The 20,656-nt window shown below is 69.7% G+C and carries 17 protein-coding genes; 3 read left to right on the top strand and 14 right to left on the bottom strand.

The genetic code is table 11. From position 1 onward, the window contains the following. Positions 1-27: 27 nt before the first annotated feature. The 7 genes from TSO352_RS04580 to TSO352_RS04610 form a co-directional block, all read right to left on the bottom strand. Positions 28-1,023 carry an FAD:protein FMN transferase gene (locus TSO352_RS04580; RefSeq protein ID WP_109106151.1) on the bottom strand — a complete coding sequence of 332 codons (996 nt, stop codon included), beginning with the start codon at positions 1,021-1,023 and terminating at the stop codon, positions 28-30. Continuing rightward, complete coding sequence (locus TSO352_RS04585) at positions 1,023-1,604, bottom strand: nitrous oxide reductase accessory protein NosL (RefSeq protein WP_109106152.1); 582 nt, start codon at positions 1,602-1,604, stop codon at positions 1,023-1,025. The genes TSO352_RS04580 and TSO352_RS04585 overlap by 1 nt, the downstream gene beginning before the upstream one ends. Then, on the bottom strand, positions 1,604-2,434 hold the full coding sequence (locus tag TSO352_RS04590; protein ID WP_109106153.1) for an ABC transporter permease subunit: 831 nt from the start codon (positions 2,432-2,434) through the stop codon (positions 1,604-1,606). Before TSO352_RS04590 ends, TSO352_RS04585 begins: the two co-directional genes overlap by 1 nt. Next, positions 2,431-3,357: an ABC transporter ATP-binding protein gene (locus TSO352_RS04595; protein ID WP_109106154.1), complete on the bottom strand. Its 927-nt coding sequence runs from the start codon at positions 3,355-3,357 to the stop codon at positions 2,431-2,433. The genes TSO352_RS04590 and TSO352_RS04595 overlap by 4 nt, the downstream gene beginning before the upstream one ends. Beyond that, on the bottom strand, positions 3,354-4,718 hold the full coding sequence (locus TSO352_RS04600) for a nitrous oxide reductase family maturation protein NosD (protein ID WP_109106155.1): 1,365 nt from the start codon (positions 4,716-4,718) through the stop codon (positions 3,354-3,356). The genes TSO352_RS04595 and TSO352_RS04600 overlap by 4 nt, the downstream gene beginning before the upstream one ends. A gap of 78 nt (positions 4,719-4,796) precedes the next feature. Further along, a complete protein-coding gene (nosZ, locus tag TSO352_RS04605; protein ID WP_109106156.1) occupies positions 4,797-6,743 on the bottom strand; it encodes a TAT-dependent nitrous-oxide reductase in 1,947 nt (648 codons plus the stop codon). A gap of 87 nt (positions 6,744-6,830) precedes the next feature. Continuing rightward, a complete protein-coding gene (locus TSO352_RS04610; protein ID WP_109106678.1) occupies positions 6,831-9,104 on the bottom strand; it encodes a NosR/NirI family protein in 2,274 nt (757 codons plus the stop codon). Between the two features lie 207 nt (positions 9,105-9,311). Between TSO352_RS04610 and TSO352_RS04615 the strand changes: the two genes are divergently transcribed. Next, positions 9,312-10,232: a ferritin family protein gene (locus TSO352_RS04615; RefSeq protein ID WP_109106157.1), complete on the top strand. Its 921-nt coding sequence runs from the start codon at positions 9,312-9,314 to the stop codon at positions 10,230-10,232. Positions 10,233-10,247: 15 nt separating this feature from the next. Here the strand turns inward: TSO352_RS04615 and TSO352_RS04620 are convergent, their stop codons facing one another. The 7 genes from TSO352_RS04620 to TSO352_RS04650 all read right to left on the bottom strand — a co-directional run bounded on the left by TSO352_RS04620 (position 10,248) and on the right by TSO352_RS04650 (position 17,608). Beyond that, positions 10,248-10,721 carry a MarR family winged helix-turn-helix transcriptional regulator gene (locus TSO352_RS04620; protein WP_109106158.1) on the bottom strand — a complete coding sequence of 158 codons (474 nt, stop codon included), beginning with the start codon at positions 10,719-10,721 and terminating at the stop codon, positions 10,248-10,250. A 137-nt stretch (positions 10,722-10,858) separates the two neighbouring features. Then, a complete protein-coding gene (locus TSO352_RS04625) occupies positions 10,859-11,668 on the bottom strand; it encodes a class II aldolase/adducin family protein (RefSeq protein ID WP_247871900.1) in 810 nt (269 codons plus the stop codon). Then, a complete protein-coding gene (locus TSO352_RS04630; RefSeq protein WP_109106159.1) occupies positions 11,665-12,675 on the bottom strand; it encodes a 2-dehydropantoate 2-reductase in 1,011 nt (336 codons plus the stop codon). The genes TSO352_RS04625 and TSO352_RS04630 overlap by 4 nt, the downstream gene beginning before the upstream one ends. Further along, on the bottom strand, positions 12,672-13,448 hold the full coding sequence (locus TSO352_RS04635) for an ABC transporter ATP-binding protein (protein WP_109106160.1): 777 nt from the start codon (positions 13,446-13,448) through the stop codon (positions 12,672-12,674). Before TSO352_RS04635 ends, TSO352_RS04630 begins: the two co-directional genes overlap by 4 nt. Continuing rightward, positions 13,445-15,259 (bottom strand): branched-chain amino acid ABC transporter ATP-binding protein/permease, encoded by a 1,815-nt coding sequence (locus TSO352_RS04640; protein WP_109106161.1) that lies wholly within the window; start codon positions 15,257-15,259, stop codon positions 13,445-13,447. Before TSO352_RS04640 ends, TSO352_RS04635 begins: the two co-directional genes overlap by 4 nt. Then, positions 15,256-16,293, bottom strand: coding sequence for a branched-chain amino acid ABC transporter permease (locus tag TSO352_RS04645; protein WP_109106162.1), 1,038 nt, complete (start codon positions 16,291-16,293; stop codon positions 15,256-15,258). Before TSO352_RS04645 ends, TSO352_RS04640 begins: the two co-directional genes overlap by 4 nt. 157 nt (positions 16,294-16,450) lie before the next feature. Beyond that, positions 16,451-17,608: an ABC transporter substrate-binding protein gene (locus TSO352_RS04650; protein ID WP_199231481.1), complete on the bottom strand. Its 1,158-nt coding sequence runs from the start codon at positions 17,606-17,608 to the stop codon at positions 16,451-16,453. Between the two features lie 701 nt (positions 17,609-18,309). Here TSO352_RS04650 and TSO352_RS04655 point away from each other — a divergent pair. Both TSO352_RS04655 and TSO352_RS04660 read left to right on the top strand, forming a co-directional pair. After that, positions 18,310-19,494 carry an amidase gene (locus tag TSO352_RS04655; protein WP_109106163.1) on the top strand — a complete coding sequence of 395 codons (1,185 nt, stop codon included), beginning with the start codon at positions 18,310-18,312 and terminating at the stop codon, positions 19,492-19,494. A gap of 23 nt (positions 19,495-19,517) precedes the next feature. Further along, positions 19,518-20,654: an acyl-CoA dehydrogenase family protein gene (locus TSO352_RS04660; protein ID WP_199231482.1), complete on the top strand. Its 1,137-nt coding sequence runs from the start codon at positions 19,518-19,520 to the stop codon at positions 20,652-20,654. The last annotated feature ends 2 nt before the right edge of the window (positions 20,655-20,656 follow it).

The following is a 20,656-nucleotide window of genomic DNA, read 5'->3' on the forward strand; positions in this document are numbered from 1 at the left end:
AAACTTTCGATCAGAGAGTGACGAGGATCAGGCCGGCAGCCGCAGGACGCGGCCGTCGCGGTGGGTGAAACGGGCGGTGACGCCCGGATAGGCGGCGAGGATGCCCGGCACCCGGTCCTCCGGCACCACCGACAGGGCAGTGGACAGGGCGTCGGCGGTGGTGGCGTCGGCGGCCTCGACCGTCACCGCCAACCACTGCGCGGCGCAGGCGCCGCTTGCCGGGTCGAACAGGTGGGTGAAGCGGCCGGCCGGATCGAATTGGGTGCCGTAGCCGCCGGAGGTCGCCAGCGCGCGGTCCGCCAACCCCACCGTTTCCGCCGTGCGCTCGGGCGCAGTCGGATCGGTCAGCCCGACCGTCCAGGGCCGGCCCGACGGATGATGGCCGAGCGCGCGCAGCTCGCCCATGTCGACCAGCACGCGCCCCATCCCCTCCGCCTTCAGCCGCTCGGCCACCCGGTCGGTGATGTAGCCTTGGGCGATGCCGTTGAGCGTCACCGCCATGCCGCGCCGGGCGAAACCGATGCGCTCGGGGTCGACCCGCAGCGCCCGGACATCGACCAACTCGCGCGCCGCCCGCACCGCGGCGGCCGGAGGACCGGCGGGATCGGCGCCGGGCCGGTCGAAATGCCCGGCGTAGAGCTGCCACAGCGGCTGCACCGTCGGGTCGAAGGCGCCGCCGGTGGCGTGGGCGACCGCCACCGTCTCGGCCAGCAGGCGCACCAGATCGGTCGGTGGCCCGTCGAGCGCACCGTCGCGGTTGAGCCGGCGGAGGGCGCTGTCGGCCTGGTACAGGCTGAACACCCGCTCCAGCCGCGCCACCTCCTCCAGGCTGAGCGCGATCAGGCGGTCGGCCTCGGCCGGGTCGGGATGGGCGATGGTCAGACTGGCGTCCGCCCCCAGCGCCACGCCGCGCCACGTGCGAAGCGGCACGCCATCCGCCCGCAGGGCGGCGGGCAGCAGCGACAGTCCGGCGGCCGCGGCGCCGATGGCGAGAAAACGACGGCGGGAGAAGGGCGCGATCATCAGTGGACTCCCTGGCCATGCCCGTCATGGCCCGACGGTGGCGGCTCCTCGGCCAGCGCTGCGGAGGCCGGCGGCGTCAGGATCTGGTCCTCATGCACGTCGGCGAAGCGCACCACCGTTCCGCCGTTCACCGCGGCGAAGCCCCGCGCCGCCGCTTCCTCGGCGAAGGGGAAGGGCTCCGCGTCGCCCATGCCACCACGCTGGCGGCTGCCCAGCACGTACCAGGCCCGCCGCGCCTCCACCCAGGCCGACAGGTTGGGCGACGCCGGGTCGGCGGCCTTGCCCATGTCGGTGACGTAGATGGCGCGGATGTCCTTCGGCTCTTCCGGCAGCATGGTGAAGGCGAAGGTGTCGCGCACCGACGACAGCCAGATCGGCCGTGCCTCGCCCGCCACCAGGATTTGCCCCTTCGGGCCGGGATGGTCGGCGAGGACCATGCCGCAATAGTGACCGACCGCGTCGGCGGTCAGCGCGACGGGCGGCGGCGGGGCGACCTCCGCCCGCTCCTGCTTGCAGGCGGACAGCGGCAGCAGCAGGGCAGTGGCGAGCAGCGCCGCGCGGGTGACGATGAGGGTTCGCATCAGATCTGCTTCCTCGAAAAGAGGGCGGTGGCGAGCGCCAGCGGGGCCGCCACCCAGGCGGCCAGCACGGCCAGCAGCAGCGGGACCGAGACGTTGGCGTGGGCCGCCAGCCCGGCGGTTCCGGCGAAGGCGCTGACGCTCTTGAAGCCGGTCAGGTTGAACAGGCGGTAGGCGTCGGCCGGGTTGGCGAGCAGCAGCCAGTTCAGCGCCTCGACGCCGATGCCGCTGCCGCCGCCGGCGACCAGCATGCCGAGCAGCGCCATGTCGTAGAGCAGCACGAAGCCCAGCCAGATCGCCACCGCGATGCCCGCCGCCGTGCCGCGGTCGCGCACCAGGGTGGAGGCGAGGTAGCCGAGCGCGGTGAAGGCCGCGCCCAGCAGCACGCTCGACCCGATCATCGAGGCGAAGGCGCGCCAGCTTTCCTCCGCGATCGGCGTCCCGCCGCTCGCCAGCGCCACGCCGGCGGCGCCATAGCCGACCACGGTCGCCAGCGCGATCACCGCGGCGTGGCCCAGGAACTTGCCGAACAGCACCTGCCAGCGCGCCACCGGGTAGGACAGCAGCAGGGTCATGGTGCCGCGGTCGATCTCCCCCACCACCGCGTCGAAGGACAGCAGCAGGGCGATCAGCGGCAGCAGGAAGATGGTCAGGCTCGACAGGCTGACGATGGTGACCTCCACCGGGCCGACGCCGACCGTGCCGGTCGGGGCCGCCCCCAGGAAGCTCAGCGTCAGGGCGAGCGCCGCCATCAGCAGGGTGGTGGCGACGACCCAGCGGTTGCGGACGGCCTCGCGCACCTCCTTGGAGGCGATGATGAGCAGCGTGTTCATTCCGCAGCCTCCCGGCGCAGGAAGTGGGCGTACATCTCGTCCAGGCTGGGCTGGACGATCTCGATGTCGTCGACGGCGGGGCCGTCGCAGGCGATGCGGCGGACCAGATCGACCTTGTCGTCGTTGGCGCAGGCCAGCTCGACCACGCCACCGGCCAGGCGGGTCAGCGCCGCGCCCTCGCCGACGCGACGGGCGAGGTCGGCGATGTCGTCGGTCGGCAGGGTCAGGCGGATGCGCACCGGCAGCCGGGCGAGGCTGCGCAGGGTGGCGAGCGACCCGTCGGCGACCTTGCGGCCGCGGTTCATCACCACGACGCGGTCGGCCTGCCCCTCCAGCTCGGTCAGGGCATGGCTGCACAGCAGCACCGTGGTGCCGGCGTCGCGCAGGGCGGCGACGATGGCGTAGAAGCTCTGGCGCAGCGCCGGGTCGAGGCCGGTGGTCGGCTCGTCGAGGAACAGCACCTTCGGGCCGCCGAGCAGCGCCTGGGCCAGGGCCAGACGCTGGCGCATGCCCTTGGAGTAGGTGCCGACGCGGCGCTTGACGGCGGCGGGCTCCAGCCCGACCCGCTCGAACAGGGCGTCGTTGTCGCGGCGTGGCGCGCCCTTCAGCCGGGCGTAGAAGTCCAGCGTCTCGCGCCCGGTCATGTTGGGATGGAAGGCGACGTTCTCGGGCAGGAAGCCGACCTGCCGGCGGATGTGCGAGGCGGCGGCGCTGGACGGATCGCCGCCCAGCAGGCGGATGCGGCCGGAGGTCGGCGTGGTCAATCCCAGCATCAGCTTGATCAGCGAGCTTTTGCCGGCGCCGTTGTGGCCGACCATCGCCACGCATTCGCCCGGCGCCATCGTCAGGTCGACTCCGCGCACCGCCTCGGTCTCGCCGTAGCGTTTGGTCACGTTTTCAACGCGGATGGTGGCCTCGGTCATGGCTGTGTCCTTTCGGCCGTCCGGATGCCCGCCGCCACAGGCGGCGGGGTCATCAGGGGGGCGCTGTCGATCACGCCGCCGGGATGCAGCGACGGAAATTGCTTCTGGGCCCAGCGGATCACCTGGACGCCGGGGCTGTTCATCAGCAGCTTGGCCGCCGGGTACGCCCACATCACGCGGTCGACCACGTCATTGGGCCGGTAGGGTTCGTCGGCGACGCCGTCGCCGTTCAGGTCGAAGGCGGCGTTGTCCGACCAGTAGTTGCCGCGCCCGTTCTCCGACCAGTCGAGGAAGCGGGTGCCGACATACTTGACCTGGGTGCGGTTGCCGATGAAGGCGTTGCCGGTCAGGCTGTTGCGCTCCGACCCGGCGGTGAAGTGCACGCCGATCTCGCAGCCCTCGAACCGGTTGCCGGTGAAGCGGTTCTTGTTGGCGTTGTAGATGAAGACGCATTTCCAGGTGCCGCTGCGCAGCCGGTCGCCAACCGATTCGCTGTCGCGCGGGATGTCGGCGTCGACGACGGTCTCCGCCGCCTCGCCCTCGCCGGTCGCGAAGCGGCCCTCGATCACGTTGCCTTCGATGCGCGAGCCGTTGGCGTTGTTCAGCATCAGCCCATGCTCGCGGTCGGCCCGGGAGCGGTTGTTGCGGATCACCAGATTGTGGGACGACATCACCGCGTAGCCGACGGTGTTGCCGATCGAGACGTTGTCGGTCAGCTCGGAGTCGTTCGTGTACATGTAATGGACGGCGAACCGAACATGCTCGAACCGGTTGCCGGAGAAGACGTTCTTGCGGGACGAGGTGGTGAACAGCCCATCGCGCCCCTCGCGCACGCTGTTGTCGAGCACGCGGGTCCCCGGCGCGTTCCACAGCTGGATGCCGTTGCCGCGCTCCGACACGCGCAGGTCGGTGCGGCCGACGATGTCGTTGCGGCGGACCAGGCTGTCGGCGGCGCCCCAGACATAGACGCCGATCAAATTGTCGCGCAGCCGGTTGTCCTCGACCGTCGCACCGCGCGCCTCCTTGCCCAGGAAGATCCCGGCGTTCTGGTCGATCAGGCTGAGGCCGGAGTTGCGGATCTCAAGGCCTCGCACCGTGACGTCCGGGGCAAGCACGGTCAGGGTGCTGGCCTCGCCGCGGCCGTCGATCACCGCCCCCGGTTCCCCGGTCAGGGTGACCGGGGTGCGGACCGTCAGCGGACCGGGATGGACGCCGGCGGCCAGCACCAGCGTGTCCCCCGGCGCCGCCGCGTCCAGCGCCGCCGCCAGCCCGCCGGGCGCCACCGTCACCGTGGCGGCAGCCAGCGGACCGGACGCCAGGGCGAGGGCGGTGGCAAGGACTGTCGCGGTGGGGAAACGCATGGCGGGACCTTTGGTTGAGAGTTCCCCCTCACCCCGACCCTCTCCCCAGGGGGAGAGGGGGGGTTAGGGGAGATGGACTCAGGTGGACGACGGCTCGACGATCATGCGGCCGGCCATCTCCATGTGCAGCGCGTGGCAGAACCACTGGCAATAGTACCAGTGCACGCCCGGCCGGTCAGCGGTGAAGGTCACCGACGCGGTGGCCTGCGGTCCGACTTCCATGCAGATGCCGTGGTTGGTGACGCTGAAGCCATGGGTCAGGTCGTCGATGTCATCCATGTTGGTCGCATAGATGGTGACCTCGTCGCCCTGCTTGACCGTGAAGTCCTCCAGGCCGAAGGTCGGCGCGCGCAGCCACATGTAGACGCGCACCTTCTTGCCGTCGCGGATGACCTTGGCGTCCTCCTCCAGCGAGACACCGTCCTTCTTCGCCTGCTGCCGGGCCTCTTCCCACATCGGGTCGTTGCGGTCGTAGACCGACTTCGGGTTCACCTTGGACCGGTGGACGATCAGCGTGTCGTGCGGCTCGGCGAAGGTGGGGCCGTCATGCACCAGCTTCATCACGTCGCCGGAGATGTCGATCAGCTGGTCGTTCTCCGGCTTCAGCGGGCCGACGTTGAGGAAGCGGTCCTTGGAGAACTTGTTCAGCGAGATCAGCCACTTGCCGTCGGCTTCCTTGGTCTCGCCCATCGAGGTGTGGTTGTGGCCGGGCTGGTAGTGGACGTCCAGCTTCTGGACGATCGGGTCGACCTTCTCGCCCTTGAACGCCCGGCGGGCCTTGTCGATGTTCCACTTCACCAGCTGGCTGTCGAGGAACAGCGTGGTGTAGGCGTTGCCGCGGCCGTCATAGGCGGTGTGCAACGGGCCGAGGCCGAGCTGCGGCTCGGCGACGACGACGTCGCGCGGCTTGATCTTGTCGTCGAACAGGTCGTCCAGCAGGCGCACGTCGAACACGGTGACGGTCGGCGACAGCTTGCCGTTCACGGTGACGTGGATGCCGTCGGGAGCGGCGTTGATGCCGTGCGGGTTGGCGGGCACCGGGATGTAGCGGGTGTAGGCGCTGCCGTGACGGCCGTCGACCACCGGCACACCGTTCACCACCTCGACCTTGCCGGCCTTCACCGCCTCTTCGATGCGCTTCAGGTTGAAGACGACGATCCAGTCCTGCTCGGCGCTGGTCATCTCCGCCGCGGTGACGCCCTCTTCGGAGTCGTAGCAGGTGGAGAAGGCGTATTTGCCCTGATAGTCGGCGTCGGTGTTGTCCAGGTTGCCGTCGACCCAGACCTGCCAAGCGATCTTCATCGTGTCGCCGTCGACCGCGGTGAAGTGCGACTTGTACTTCTTCGGGTTGGTCAGGTCGCGGCCGTCGTTGGGGGTCGGCACGCGCTGTTCGCCGTTGGCGAAGACGTAGCCGGTGCGCGGGTAGCGCTGCGGGCGCAGACCGTGGATGGCGGCGGCGTTCGGGATCTCGATGATCGTGTCGGTCTTCATGATGTCGCAGCGGATGCGCGCGACGCGGGTGTTGGCCTTGTCGTTGATGAAGATGTAACGGCCGTCATAGGTGCCGTCGGTGAAGGACATGTGCGGGTGGTGGGCGTCGCCGTTCAGGTAGATGCCACCGCGCGACGCCAGGAACTTCTTGGTTTCCGGCAGCATGTGCTCGGTCAGGATCTTCCGGCTCTCGTTGGTCAGACCCCAACCGGTGGCGGAGCAGCGGTTGAACACCGGAATACGCATCAGCTCGCGCATCGACGGCAGGCCCAGGATGCGGACCTCGCCGGAATGCCCGCCGGAATGGAAGGCGTAATACTCGTCGAGGTCGCCGGGCTTCACCTCGGTGCTCTGGTTGCCGGGCTGCGAGGTTGCAGCCTGGGCGGTAGCGGCGCCGAACAGCGCGTTTCCGGCGATCCCGCCAGCCGCACCGCCACCGACGGTCCCGGCGAGACCGGCAAGCGCCGCCGCCTTGGCCGTACCACCCAGAAGCGCACGGCGGTTGACGCCCTCCGGATTCATCTCGTTCGACATGCTCTGCTCCTTCGATGACCCCCGTTCAGGGGGCTTACAGGGACCCACGGCGACGGGGGTCCGGTGATGGGGGGAAGACGGTGGCGGTCAGGATCCGTGCGGCCGGAGGCTCAGCGTGCCGGTGACCGGATCGGCGGTCGCCGTGGCGGCGCGGGGCTTGGCTTCGGCAGCGGGGGCGGCGGTGGCGCCGGCCTCGCGGCGTTCGCGCTTCAGCCGCTTCTGGATCACGACCGGGCATTTCTGATCGTGGTGGTAGAGCACCTGGCAATGCAGGCACTGGATGCATTCGTTGGGATTGATCGCCCCGTCGGGGTGGATCGCCTGCACCGGGCATTCGTTGGCGCAGCGCCGGCACGGGTTGCCGCATTCCTTGTAGCGCAGCAGCCAGTCGAACATCCGCATCCGGCCGGGGATCGCCAGCGCCGCCCCCAGCGGGCAGAGGTAGCGGCAGAAGAAGCGCTCGATGAACAGCCCGGCGGCCAGCAGCGCCACCGCGAACAGCACGAACCACCAGTCGCGGACGAAATGCAGGATGATGGCGGTCTTGAACGGCTCGATCTCCGCCGCCTTCTCGGCCGTCGCCAGCGAATAGAGCGACAGGCCGAACAGCAGCAAGAAGATCATGTACTTGATCGGCCACAGCCGCTGGTGCAGGCCGAACGGCACCGTGATCTGGCGGATGCCGAGCTTCTTCGCCACCTTCGAGGCCAGCTCCTGCAGGGCGCCGAACGGGCACAGCCAGCCGCAGAAGGCGCCGCGTCCCCAGAACAGCAGCGACGCCGCCACCGAGAACCACAGGATGAACACCAGCGGGTCCATCAGGAAATAGTCCCAGCGGAAGTCGGTGCGCAGCGCGTTGGCGAAGGTCAGGACGTTGACGACCGACAGCTGCGCCGTCGCCCACCAGCCGAGCCACAGCGTCGTGAACAGCAGGAAGCCCAGCCGCACCCGCTCGTAGAGCTTCGGCCGCCGCACCAGCTGGTCCTGGAAGAAGAAGATCCCGGTCAGCAGCAGCAGGGCGGTGGACAGTACGGCGATGTCGACCAGCCGGTTCTGCCAGATGCGCTGCCACAGCGGGGTCTCGCCCGTCTCGGCCGGCTCCACCGGGTCGGCGGCGACCGTTGCGGAAGCCGGGGCGGCGGTCTGGCTCGCGGTGGGCGCCGGGGCGGCGACGCGCTCGATCTTCAGGAACTTGTCGGGCGGCTGGTAGCCGAGGTCGAAGGTGACGAACACCTTGTCGAGCGCGGCAATGGCCCGCTGCACCAGCAGTTGCAGGCGCCACGGCTCGGCCGGGTCGAACTCCGCGTTGTCCGGCAGGACGAACAGGCCCACTTCCGGGAAATCCGGCGCGCCGGCGGCGGCGACGCCACCCATCCGCTTGTGCATCTTGTCGCGGAAGCGGACCGAGGACTCGTGCTGCACCAGTTCGATGCGGTCGAAGATGCCGCCACGGACATAGCCCGAGCCCTTGAAGGAATAGCGCCCCTGCCCGGCGACCAGGACGGCCTGCTGCCCCGGCTTCAGCCGCGCGGCCAGCGTCTCGTACTCGGCGTCGCCCAGCAGCGAGCGGCCGATGGTCGGGATCGTCACCAGCGCGGCGTAGAGGTCGATGAAGGTGTCGTCGGGATTGCCGGGCTCGGCGCGGGCGATCGCCTCAGCCTTGCCGGTGCGTTCGAAGGCGGCGTTGACCTCGCCGACCGTCAGCGTCAGGCGGCGGACGGAGCCGTCGCCGATCAGGGTCGCCCAGTCCTCCACGCCGGTCTTCGACAGGTTGATGCTCTTGCTCACCGTCGGCGCGGCCTCAGCGGCGGCGCTGCTGCCCAGCGCCTGCATCACCTTCTTGCCGGAACGGATGATCGAGTCGCCGATGACCATCACCGTCACCGTCGCGCCCGACACGATGTCGACCGGCGGGCTGGCGGCGCTCTGCGAGGCCAGCTCCAGCACGTTCTTGCCGACGTAGCCGTTGATGAAGCCGTTGATCCGGGCGGGCGGAATGCCGATCAGGACGATCGGCTCATGGTGGTCCATCAGCTTGGCGCCAGCCACCACGCCGTCCGGCTTCAGCCCGACCAGCACATCGATGGGGCGGCCCGAATAGCCGGTGGTGTTGACGAAATCCGAGGTCAGGTAGGCGTGGCCCAGCAGGGCGTCACCCTTGTAGACCGGCACCACCGGAGCGGTCGGTGGAACGGCGCCGAAGCGGTCGGCACCGGGAACCAGATCAGCCGGCTGAACTGCAGACAGATATTGCTGCAGCTTGGTACTGCCGCCCGCCGCCTCCGCCCCGGCCGCGCCGGCGAGCAGAAGAACAACGGCCAGCGTGACCGAGCGTACCCATCCATGAAAGCGTCCTGGCATCACCGCTGCGTCCCCGCATCCGACCTTGACGTCGATGCCGGGATGAAAGCGCGTCGCGGCCGGGAGCGTCTTGATCTCGATCAAGCCGAGTGGAGTCGATAGCGGATTATTATCCGTGCACGATAAAAAAGCCTCTGCTCCAAAGACCTTGCCAAAAACGACCCGACGCGGGTCGGTCATCTCAAACACGCCGGAAGGGGATCGGTCATGCCGCTGCTGACGCACGAACCATTGCACCCGGTCACCACCGCGGACGAGCTTCTCGGCATCGCCCTGGCGCTGGAGGAGGAGGCGGTGCGCCGCTACACCCAGTTGGCCGCCCTGATGGACCGGCGGGGCGAAACCGGTGTCGCCGCCACCTTCCGCGCGCTGATCCTGGAAGAGGAAGGCCACGCGGTGGCCGTGCGGCACTGGGGAGCGTCGCTCGGCCTGCCGGAGGCCGACCCCAGCCGCTTCGTCTGGCGCCTGCCGCCGGACATCGCCGCCTCGTGGGACGAGCTGACCGACCGGACCAGCCTGTCACCCTATCAGGCGCTGTCACTGGCCGTGCTGAACGAGCAGCGGGCCTTCGCCTTCTACAGCTACATCGCCGCCCACGCCGAGGCCGAGCCGGTCCGCCGCAACGCCGAGTCGCTGGCCGGGGAGGAGTTGCGCCACGCCGCCCTGCTGCGGCGCGAGCGCCGCGCCGCCTTCCGCCGGGAGCGCGGTCACGGTGCCGGCCAGCCCGAGCGGGTGACCAGCGTGGAGGATCTGCAACGGGTGACCGACGCCCTGCTGTCGGCCGCGGCGGCGGAGCTGGCCGGCCTCGCGGCGCGCCTGCGGGCGCTGGGCGATGCCGACGGCGCCGCCCTGACCGACCGGATCGCCGAGGCCGCGCAATGGGCGGTGACACCATCCGCCGCCATCACGCCCGCCCCAAGCCCGGCAGGCTCCATCCCGGCCGGCCACTCCAGCGCCACCGACGCGCTGCGGGCCGCGCTGGCGGTGACGGAGCGGGTGGCGGAACGCTTCTCCGACATCGCCGCGCAGGCCGACGACGAGGCGGTGCTGACCGAGGCGCTGCGCCTTCAGGAACTGGTGGTCGGCCACCTCGCCCTGCTGGCCGAACGGCTGCACGGCCGGAGCTGACGGCGTTCCCCGCCGTCAGTCCTCGGCCAGATTGGTGTAAATCTGCTCCAGCGTGGCGTTCAGCTTGGAGATTTGCGTCTCGGTCAATCCCTCGAAGCTGCGGGTGAACAGCTTTTCGGTGGCCTCCTGGATGCGCTGGACCATGTCGTGGCCGGCCGGGGTGATCGTCACCTCGGTCACGCGGCCGTCCTCGGCGTGGGTGCTGGTGTCGACCAGCCCCTCCGCCTTCATGCGGTAGACGATGCGCGTCATCGTCGACAGCTTGACGATGGCGTGGGTCGAGATCTCCGAAATGCTCGATTTGCCGTGGGTCTTCAGGATGAACAGGACACGCCAGCTGGGAATGTCGGTGCCGACCCGCTTCAGCGCCTTTTCCATGTGCTGCAGATAGACGCCCTGGACGCGGGCGAGCCAGTAGAAGGGAAACTCCTCGTACCGGAACTCTTCGCTGGAGGGGATGTAGCGACGCAGCTTCTTCGCGATGGCCATGGTGCGCGTGTGTCCGTGTGCGGTCCGCAAGAGCAGGGCACCGTCCTCCGCCCCACCGCCAGGGTGGCCAGGGCGGGCGATGCGATCCCGGACCGCACTTGTAGCAACCCTACGGTTGTTTGCCAAACGGCTTGGGCTCACCAGCCGGGGCCGCGCGCCGCGCGCATCTTGCGCACCATGGCGCTGAAGAACTTTTCGGCGAAGCCGTCGTCGCGGATCAGCATCGCCGTCAGGTCGGCGCATCTGGTCCGCACCTCGTCCGACAGCGGGGTGTCCTCGCCGCGCATGGAATCGGCCAGGCACTGGATTTCCGCCGCGCGCTGCACCGTCCACAGCAGGAAGACCGTCTTGGCGATGCTGGCCTCGCCGACCGCGATGCCGTGGTTGCGCAGCACCAGGATGTGCTTGTCGCCCAGGCTTTCCAGCATGCGCGGCTTCTCGTCGGCGAACAGGGTGATGCCTTCGAAGGCGTGATAGCCGACCCGGCCGAACAGCTGCGCCCCGTAGAAGTCGTTGTGCGAGAAGGCGCCCTTCTTCTGGACGATGGCCGACACCTGGGTGGTGTGGGTGTGGATGACGCAATGGATGTCGTCGCGCGCCTCGTGGATGGCGCTGTGCAGGGCGAAACCGGCGGGGTTGGCGTCGTAGGGCGACGGCTCCAGCTTTTCGCCGGTCAGCCCGACCTTCAGCAGGTTGGCCGGCGTCACCTCGGTGTAGTTCAGCCCGAAGGGGTTGACGAGGTAATGGTGCGCCGGCCCCGGCAGGCGGGCCGAGATGTGGTTGAAGATGGTCTCCGTCCAGCCGAGGTAATCGACCAGATGGTAGCAATCGGCCAGCTGGCAGCGCAGCGCCCATTCCTCGTCGCTGCACCAGTCGGGCTGCCCGTCACGGAGCTGAGCCCGATCGGGCTGGGTGACGCGGGCGGCGGACATCGCGGTCATGCTCATCGGGCACCTGTCTCCTGGATTGGTTGGCCGGCCGCCTGCGCGCTCTTGAAACGGGCGAGGCTGGCGATGGTCTTGGTCAGCGGCATCGGCAGGTTGTGAAGCTCGGCCAGCTCGATCACCGCGTCGCAGATCGACGACAGCTCCAGCGGCAGGCCCTTTTCGAAATCCTGGAGCATGGAGGTCTTCACCGCCCCCATCCCCGCCCCCATCGCCAGGAAGGCGGCGGGATCCAGCTCGACCCGCGCGCCGTGCGCCGCGGCGGTCAGCAGCGCCTCGTCCAGCAGTTGGCGGGCGATGTGCGACAGCTCGGCCGCGCCGTAGATGTCGCGCAGGGTGGCCCCGGCGACGACCGACAGCGGGTTGGAGGTGAGGTTGGCGATCACCTTGGTCCACAGCGGGTCGCGCAGCCGGTCGCTGACCTGGGTGGCGATGCCGCAGCGGCCCAGCGCCGCGCCCAGCCGCTCGGCGCGGGCGGTGCGGTCGTGGGTGATCTCGCCGATGATCATGCGCAGCGGGTTGGCGGTGTGCGCCACGCCGGGGGCCAGCCGCTCCGCCGTGATGAAGGCAACGGCGCCGATCACCCGGTCGAGCGGCAGCAGCGCCTTCAACCGGCCGTCGGGGTCGACCGCCTGGACGGTCCGGCCGCCGTTGCGCCCGCCCACCCCCTCGAAATACCACCAGGGGATGCCGTTGACGATGGGGACGACCAGGGTGTCCGGCCCGATCATGCCGCCGGCCGCGGTGGCGAGCGGCGCCAGATCCTGGGCCTTGGCGCAGAGAAACACCACGTCGCGTTCACCCAGCTCCCCCGGCCCGCCGGCCTCGACCCGGACCTCGTGGGTGCCGTCGAGGTCGGTCAGCCGCAGCCCGTTCCGGCGAATGACGTCGAGCGTGCCCCCGCGCGCCAGCACCCCCACGGCGTGGCCGCTCAGCGCCAGCCGCACCGCCAGGGTGGTGCCGATGGCGCCCGCACCGGCGATGCCGATGCGCCAGGAGGGGTCGGTCATGACGCCAACATCTCCTGATGCTTGCCGCCCATGCCGAGATAGGCGGCAACCACCCGGGGATCGTGGGCGAGCGTGGAGGCCGGCCCCTCCATCGCCACCTTGCCGAGTTCCAGCACATAGGCGTAGTCGGCGACGCGCAACGCTGCGCGGGCGTTCTGTTCGACCAGCAGGATCGACACGCCGGCACGCCGCAGCTCGGCGATGATGCGGAACACTTCGCGGACGATCAGCGGGGCCAGCCCCAGGCTGGGCTCGTCGAGCAGCAGCAGCTTCGGCCGCGCCATCAGCGCGCGGGCAAGCGCCAGCATCTGCCGCTCGCCGCCCGACAGCGTCGCGGCGGTCTGGGCGCGGCGCTCCTTCAGGCGGGGGAACAGGGCGTACATCTCCTCCAGCGCCGCATCCTGCTCGCGCCGGGGCCTGGCGTGGAAGCGGAAGCCGCCCAGGCGCAGATTGTCCTCGACGCTCATGGTGGCGAACAGGGCGCGGGTCTCCGGCACCAGCCCCATCCCGCGGCCGATCATGTCGGCGATGGCGGGCGAGCGTTCCTCGACCCCGGCGAAGCGGATGGTCCCGCGCGACGGCAGGATGCCGGCGATGGCCGACAGCAGCGTCGTCTTGCCCGCCCCGTTGGGGCCGATCACGGTGACGATCCTGCCCTGGTCCACCCGGATGGCGGCGTTGCTCAGTGCCTCGATCTTGCCGTAGGACACGCAGAGATCGCGGACTTCCAGCAACGGCGCGGCACCGGCGGTGATGGTGGCGTTCCCGCTCATTCGACGCCTCCCAGATAGGCCTCAAGGACGGCCGGGTTGGTTTGGATGGTTTCGGGCAGGCCCTCGGCGATGCGCTGGCCGAACTCCATGACGAAGACGCGGTCGACCAGCCCCATGACGAAGTCCATGTCATGCTCGACCAGCAGGATCGCCATGCCCTCGTCCCGCAGGGTTTCCAGCAGGGTGGCGAGCGCCTGCTTTTCCAGATGGCGCAGCCCGGCGGCCGGCTCGTCCAGCAGCAACAGGCAGGGGTCCGAACACAGCGCGCGGGCGATCTCCAGGATGCGCTGCTGGCCGAGCGCCAGACTGCCCGCCTCGACGTGCAGCAGGTCGCCCAAGCCCACCCGGATCAGCTGCCGCCGGGCCTCCGCCAGCAGGCGGGCCTCCTCGTCGCGGTCGAGCCGCAGGGCGGCGGCCACCACCCCCTTGGTCCCGCGCCGATGGGCGCCGATGGCGACATTCTCCAGCACGGTCATGGTCGGCAGCAGCTTCACGTGCTGGAAGGTCCGGCTGAGGCCGGCGCCGGCCATGTCGCGGGCGGTCAGCCCGTTGATTGCGTGGCCGCGGAAGCGGATCTCGCCGGAGGTCGGCGTGTCGACGCGGGAAAGCTGGTTGAACAGCGTGCTCTTGCCCGCCCCGTTGGGGCCGATCACCCCGAGGATTTCGCCGGCCTTCACGGTGAAGCTGATGTTGTTGTTGGCCGTCAGGCCGCCGAACTTGCGGGTGACGCGCTGGACCTCCAGCACCAGCTCGCCCGGTTTGGGCAGGGTGCGGCGGGGCAGCGGGTCGGCCGCGGCCGGCACCGCCGGGGCGTTCCGGCGGCGGTGCGAGCCGAGGCGGCCGGCCAGCCAGCCGGCGATGCCGCCCGGCGCCCACTGCATCAGCGCGACGATCAGCAGGCCGAAGACGATGCTTTCGAAATTGCCGGTGCGGCCCAGCAGATGCGGCAGCCAGTCCTGCAAGCCCTGCTTCAGGACGGTGACCGCGGTGGCGCCGATCACCGCGCCCCAGACATGGCCGACGCCGCCGATCAGCGCCATGAACATGAAGTCGATGCCGGCCTGCAGGCTGAAGGGCGCCGGGCTGACGAAGCGCTGGGTGTAGGCGTAGAGCCAGCCGGCGACCGAAGCGAAGGCCGCGGCGACCAGAAAGGCGGTCATCTTGGCACGGAAGCTGTTCACCCCCATCGATTCCGACATGCGCTGGCCGCCGCGCAGCGCGCGGATGGCGCGGCCCTCGCGGGAATCCAGCAGGTTCAGCGTCACCAGCACGGCGACCAGCAGCACCGCCCAGATCAGGTAGAACAGCCCTTCGGCGCGGTCCAGGGCGATGCCGAACAGCGACAGCGCCGGCATGCCCGACAGGCCGGTGTGGCCGCCCAAGAACTCCAGATTGCCGAACAGGTAGGACAGCGACAGCCCCCAGGCGATGGTGCCGAGCGGCAGGTAATGGCCCGACAGCCGCAGCGTCAGCGCCCCCAGCAGCGCGGCGACCGCCAGCGTCAGCGCCAGCCCGACCAGCAGCCCGCTCCACGGCGACCCGCCGAGCCAGGCCAGCACCGGCGGCAGATCGACGCCGACGGCGAAATAGGCGGTGGTGTAGGCGCCGATGCCGACGAAGGCGGCCTGCCCGAAGCTGGTCATCCCGCCGACCCCGGTCAGCAGGATCAGCCCGAGCGTCGCCAGCGAGAAGATGCCGATGTTGTTGGCCAGCGTGATCTGGTAGGTCGGCAGCACCAGCGGCAGCGCCGCCAGGACCGGAACCAGCGCCAGGAGGATGCGCGCGGTGTTGGACAGCTTGGCCATGGTCATTCCTCGTCCTCCGCGCCTTTGTGGGACACCGACCGCCAGAGCAGGACGGGAAGGATCAGCGTGAAGACGATCACCTCCTTGTAGCTGCTGGCCCAGAAGGTGGAGAAGGATTCGGCCTGCCCGATGAACAGCGCGCCCAGCGCCGCCAGCGGGTAGCTCGCCAGCCCGCCGATGATGGCGCCGACGAAGCCCTTCAGGCTGATGATGAAGCCGGAGTCGAAGTAGATGGTGGTGATCGGCGCGATCAGGATGCCCGACAGGCTGCCGATCAGCGCGGCGAGCGCGAAGCTGGCCTTGCCCGCCAATTCCGGCGAGATGCCGACCAGCTCCGCCCCCAGCCGGTTGACCGCCGCCGCCCGCAACGCCTTGCCGTACAGGCTCTTGCCGAAGAACAGGTAGAGCGCCACGATCAGCAGCAGCGACACCGCGACCACCCACAGCGTCTGGCTGTTCAGCATCACGCTGCCGAGCTGGAGGCCGCTGTCGGAAAAGGGCTCCGTCCGCGCGCCCTCCGGCCCGAACATCAGCAGCCCGACGCCGACCAGCACGACGTGCACGGCGATCGACACGATCAGCAGCACCAGGGAATGGGCGCCGGCGATCGGCTGGTAGAAGACACGGTAGAGCGTCAGCCCCAGCGGCACGATCAGCGCCACCGTCAGCGCCGCCTGCGCCGCCGCGCCGATGCCGTCCAGCGGCAGCAGGGTCGTCGCCGCGGCCAGCACCGCCGCATAGACCGGCATGACCAGCGCCCGCGCCGCGAAACGCCGCCGCCCGCCGGGCCGGTAGGCCGCGTAGAGGTCCATCACGACCCCGCCCAGCGCCAGTGCCAGCAGCAGCCAGCCCAGCCGCACCGGCGTTCCTCCCTGCATCGCCGCCATGGTCAGCGCGGCGAAGGACACGAATTCGCCCTGCGGGATCAGCAGGATGCGGGTCACGGTGAAGACCAGCAGGATGGACAGGGCCAGCAGCGCGTAGATGGCGCCGTTGGTCAGGCCGTCCTGTCCCAGCAGCATGACGATCTGAAGGTTCATTCCCGGTCTCCGTGCGCCGCGCCGGGGGCGGCGGGGCCGCTCCGGCATGGCCGGGATGGGGCGGGCACGGTGGCCCGCCGCCAAAGGTGAGAGGATGTCATGGTCGGAACGATGCCCCGGCGGCGGTAGGGATGGGGTCGGCGGTTCGGCCCGGCGCTTACTTCACCAGCGCCCACTTGCCGCCGGACACGGTGATCAGCTCGCGCCCGCGCTCGTCGAAGCCGCTGTGGTCGGCGGCGGTCAGGTTGTAGACGCCCTGGGTCGCCGGCAGCTCCTTCACCTGCTCCAGCGCGTCGCGCAGGGCGGAGCGGAAGGCGGGCGACCCGGGTTCGCCGCCCTTCAGCGCGACCGGGATGGCGCGCTCCAGCAGCAGGCCGGCGTCGAAGACGTTGGCGCCGAAGGTGGCGGGCTTGGAGCCGTTCAGCTTTTCGTAGGCCGCCACATAGTCGGTCGCCGCCTTCTTGGACGGGTGGCTGTCGCTGACCTGATCGAGCACCAGCATCAGGCTGGCGGCCAGGATGGTACCCTCGACCTTCTTGCCGCCCAGCTTCAGGAAGTCGGGCAGCGCCGCGCCGTGGGTCTGGTAGATCTTGCCGCGATAGCCCTGGTCGTACAGCGTTATCTGCGGCAGCACCGAGGAGCTGCCCGGCGCCGCGATCAGCACCGCGTCCGGCGCCGCCGACAGGATCTTCAGCCCCTGCGCGGTCAGCGAGGTGTCCTGGCGCTGGAACCGCTCGCTGCCGACCAGCTTGATGTTCCTCTTGGCCGCGCCCTCGCCGAACACCTTCAGCCAGTTGTCGCCGTAGGGATCGGCGGTGCCGATGAAGCCGACGGTCTTGATGCCGGTCTTCGCCATGTGGTCGATCAGCGCCGCGGCGATCAGGTCGTCGTTCTGGGTGGTCTTGAACACCCATTTCTTCTGCTCGGTCATCGGCAGCACGACGGCGGCGGTGCCGACCGGGGCCAGCATGGGCACGCCGGCCTCGGCGACGAACTGGATCACGCCCATCGCGTTGGGCGAGCCCGACGGCCCGATGATGGCGTCGACCTTGTCCTCGGTGATCAGCTTCTTGAAGGCCGACACGGTCGCCGTCGGATCGCTGCCGTCGTCGAGGGGGATGTATTGGATGGTCTGTCCGGCGACGCTGGTGGGCAGCAGCGGCACGCTGTTCTTCTGGGGAATGCCGACCAGCGCGATCGGACCGGTCGAGGAGGAGACCACGCCGATCTTCACCTGGGCCAGCGCCTGGGTCGAGGCGCCACCGGCCATGAAGGCGCCGAGAAGCAGCGAGACCGCAAGATTCTTTGCAAACACGACAACCTCCGTGGGAATGGGCTGGTCACGGGATTCCAAGGGGGAATCCCAAGCAAGGCCGAACGACGTTCCGCCGAAATCAAGCAAGCCCCAAGCCAGTCGAAACCCCGCACCGGATCGGCAAACGGCGGCAGCCGCCGGGATTGCGCACGGATTGGGGAAGCACGACGGCATTTCATGGCGACCGGGGCATCGGACCTCCGCGAGGGGCTGGTCTTGCGCATCCCGGCATGGCGGATGAACCGCAACGATCCTGGCCGGGTAACGCAGCGTCCTTGTCGCCCATTAAGCCAGAACTCCTTGAAGGTGCAATCAATTTCTCGAGGCTTTTTGCCCATTTTTTGATGCCATCCTGCCCGTCTATTGAGCGTTTCAAGCGATGTTGCAGCAGCGAACAGCTTCCACAACTTTCTTGCTGCAGCGCGCAAGATGTCGGAAAAGCCTTTGATTTGCTTGAACCTATGTGTCTGAAACCGCTGCTTTGGACCCGGCGCCGTTCGTGTTGCAGCGCAGAAAACCCTGCCCTCATTTTCAGCATTTCGCGCAAAAATTATTTTGCCGAACTCAATTGACTATTCACGTATTTTGCCGCTAGGTTTTTAGCGTCTCATCCACCCGCCACACGCTTCCGACGCCGCCCGCCCATCGCTGGACGCGTCGCTTGCGATGGTTGTCCGGCACGGCCGGAATAAGGGGTTGCCATGACCATCTTCGTGCAAAATCTGGACATCGCCGGCGTCGGCGGACAGCGCGGGCCGGCTGGTGCCGTGCCGGCCTCCGTCACGCCGGCTCACGTCATGCCGACCGTCGCGATCAAGGACACCATCGACATCGCCGGCTGCCCCACCCGCGCCGGCAGCCGAGCCCTGGCCGACACCGCCCCCGCCGGGGAGCATGCGGAGGTCGTGGCGGCCCTGCTGGCCAAGGGCTGGCGCATCGTCGGCAAGACGACGATGCACGAGCTGGCCTTCGGCACCACCGGCATCAACCAATGGGCCGGCACCCCGACCAACCCGCATTTCCCCGCCTTCGTGCCGGGCGGCTCGTCGAGCGGGTCCGCCGCCGCCGTCGCCGCCGGGCTGGCCGACGCGGCGCTGGGCACCGACACCGGTGGTTCGGTGCGGATTCCCGCCGCCTGCTGCGGCGTCTTCGGGCTGAAACCCAGCTTCGGCCGGGTCAGCCGCAAGGGCGTGCTGCCGGGGCGGACGACGCTGGACTGCGTCGGCCCCTTCGCCGCGACGATGGAGCGTCTGGTCGCCTGCATGGCCGCCATCGACCCCGGCTTCGGCACCCTGCCGGACCCGTCCGGCCTGACCATCGGCCTGGTCGCGGTGGACGCCGATCCGGCGATCGCCGCCGCGGTGCGCCGGGCGGTGGAGGCCTGCGGCCTGCCGGTGCGCGCGGTCCGGCTGACCGGCATGGCGGCGGCCTACGACGCCGGGCTGTCGGTCATCAACGCCGAAACCTGGGCGGCCTGTGGGTCGCTGGTTGCCGGCGGGCTGGTGGGTCCGGACGTGGCGCAACGGCTGCTCGCCGCCTCGCGTACCACCCAGGATGCGCTGGACGCCGCCGAAGCCGTGCGCACGTCCTTCACCGCCGAGGTCGACGCCCTGCTGGAAACGACGCCGATCCTGGCGCTGCCGACCATGGCCGGCCCGCCGCCGCAAATCGACAACGCCGCCGACACCAGCCGGCTGGTCGGCATGACCACGCTGGTGCGGCCCTTCAACCTGTCCGGGCACCCGGCCATCGCCATTCCGCTGCCCGCCATCGACGGCGCCCCGGTCAGCCTGCAGCTCGTCGCCGCCAAGGGCGCGGACGAGCGGCTGTGCGCGGTGGCGGCGCTGGTGGCGGCCTCCCTTCCGGCGACGGCGGTCGCCTCATGAATCCGGTCGCAACGGAGATCCTCATGCACCAGTCACCACCCATCGACGATGCCCTGCTGCGCGACCTGCTGGCCGAGATCCGCAGCCGCCGCGCCGAATTCGAGGCGCAGCAGTTCATCTCCCAGGACATCGTCGAGCGGTTCCGCACGCTCGGCGTCTACCGGGCGCTGGTGGCCCGCCGTTTCGGTGGCGACGAACGCTCCCCGGCGGAGTTCTGCCGGCTGGTGGAAACCATCGCCCAGGCCGACGGCTCGGCGGGCTGGGTCTCCAGCTTCGGCATCGGCGCGGTCTACCTGTCGGCCCTGCCGGTCGACACGCTGCACCAGCTTTATGAACGGTCGCCCGACGTCGTCTTCGCCGGCGGCATCTTCCCGCCGCGCCCGGCGCAGGTCGTCGATGGCGGGTTGAAGGTGAACGGGCGCTGGAGCTGGGCCAGCGGTTGCATGGGCGCCGACGTGGTCGGCGTCGGCGTGGCGCCGAAGGACGGCGACACGGTCGGCCTGCCGCGGATGGCGGTGATGCCGCGCGCCGCCGCCCGCGTCGAACGCAACTGGGACGTCGTCGGCCTGCTCGGCACCGGCAGCCATGATCTGGTCGTCGAGGATGTCATCGTCCCCGAGTCCTGGACCTTCGTGCGCGGCGGCAAGTCGGCGCTGGACGAGCCGCTCTACCGCTACCCGACGCTGGCCTTCGCCGCCCAGGTGCTGAGCGTGGTCGGGCTGGGCATTGCGCGGGCCGCGCTGGACGAGGTCGAGACGATGGGCGGGCGCCAGTCCGTCACCGGCGCCCCCAAGCTGGGCGACCGTGTCGCCGCGCAGCTGGACATCGCCAAGGCCGAGGCCGACCTGCGCTCCGCCCGCTCGTGGTTCTACGAGGCGATCGACACCGTCTGGCAGGTCCTGCTGTCCGGCGGCGAGCCGGCGCCGCATCAGGTCAGCCTGCTGCGCCTGTCCTCCACCCACGCGACCCGCGTGTCGGCCGAGGTGACGCGCCGGGCCCAGATGCTGACCGGCATGACCGGCGTCTATGAAAGCAGTCCGCTCGCCCGCCAGGTGCGCGACGCGCAGATGATCACCCAGCACGCCTTCATGGGCGACGTCACCTACCAGAACGCCGGGGCCATGCTGTTCGGCCTGTCGCCGCAACCCGGCTACCTCTGACC

The organism is Azospirillum sp. TSO35-2 (genome assembly GCF_003116095.1).
Taxonomy (GTDB): Bacteria; Pseudomonadota; Alphaproteobacteria; order Azospirillales; family Azospirillaceae; genus Azospirillum.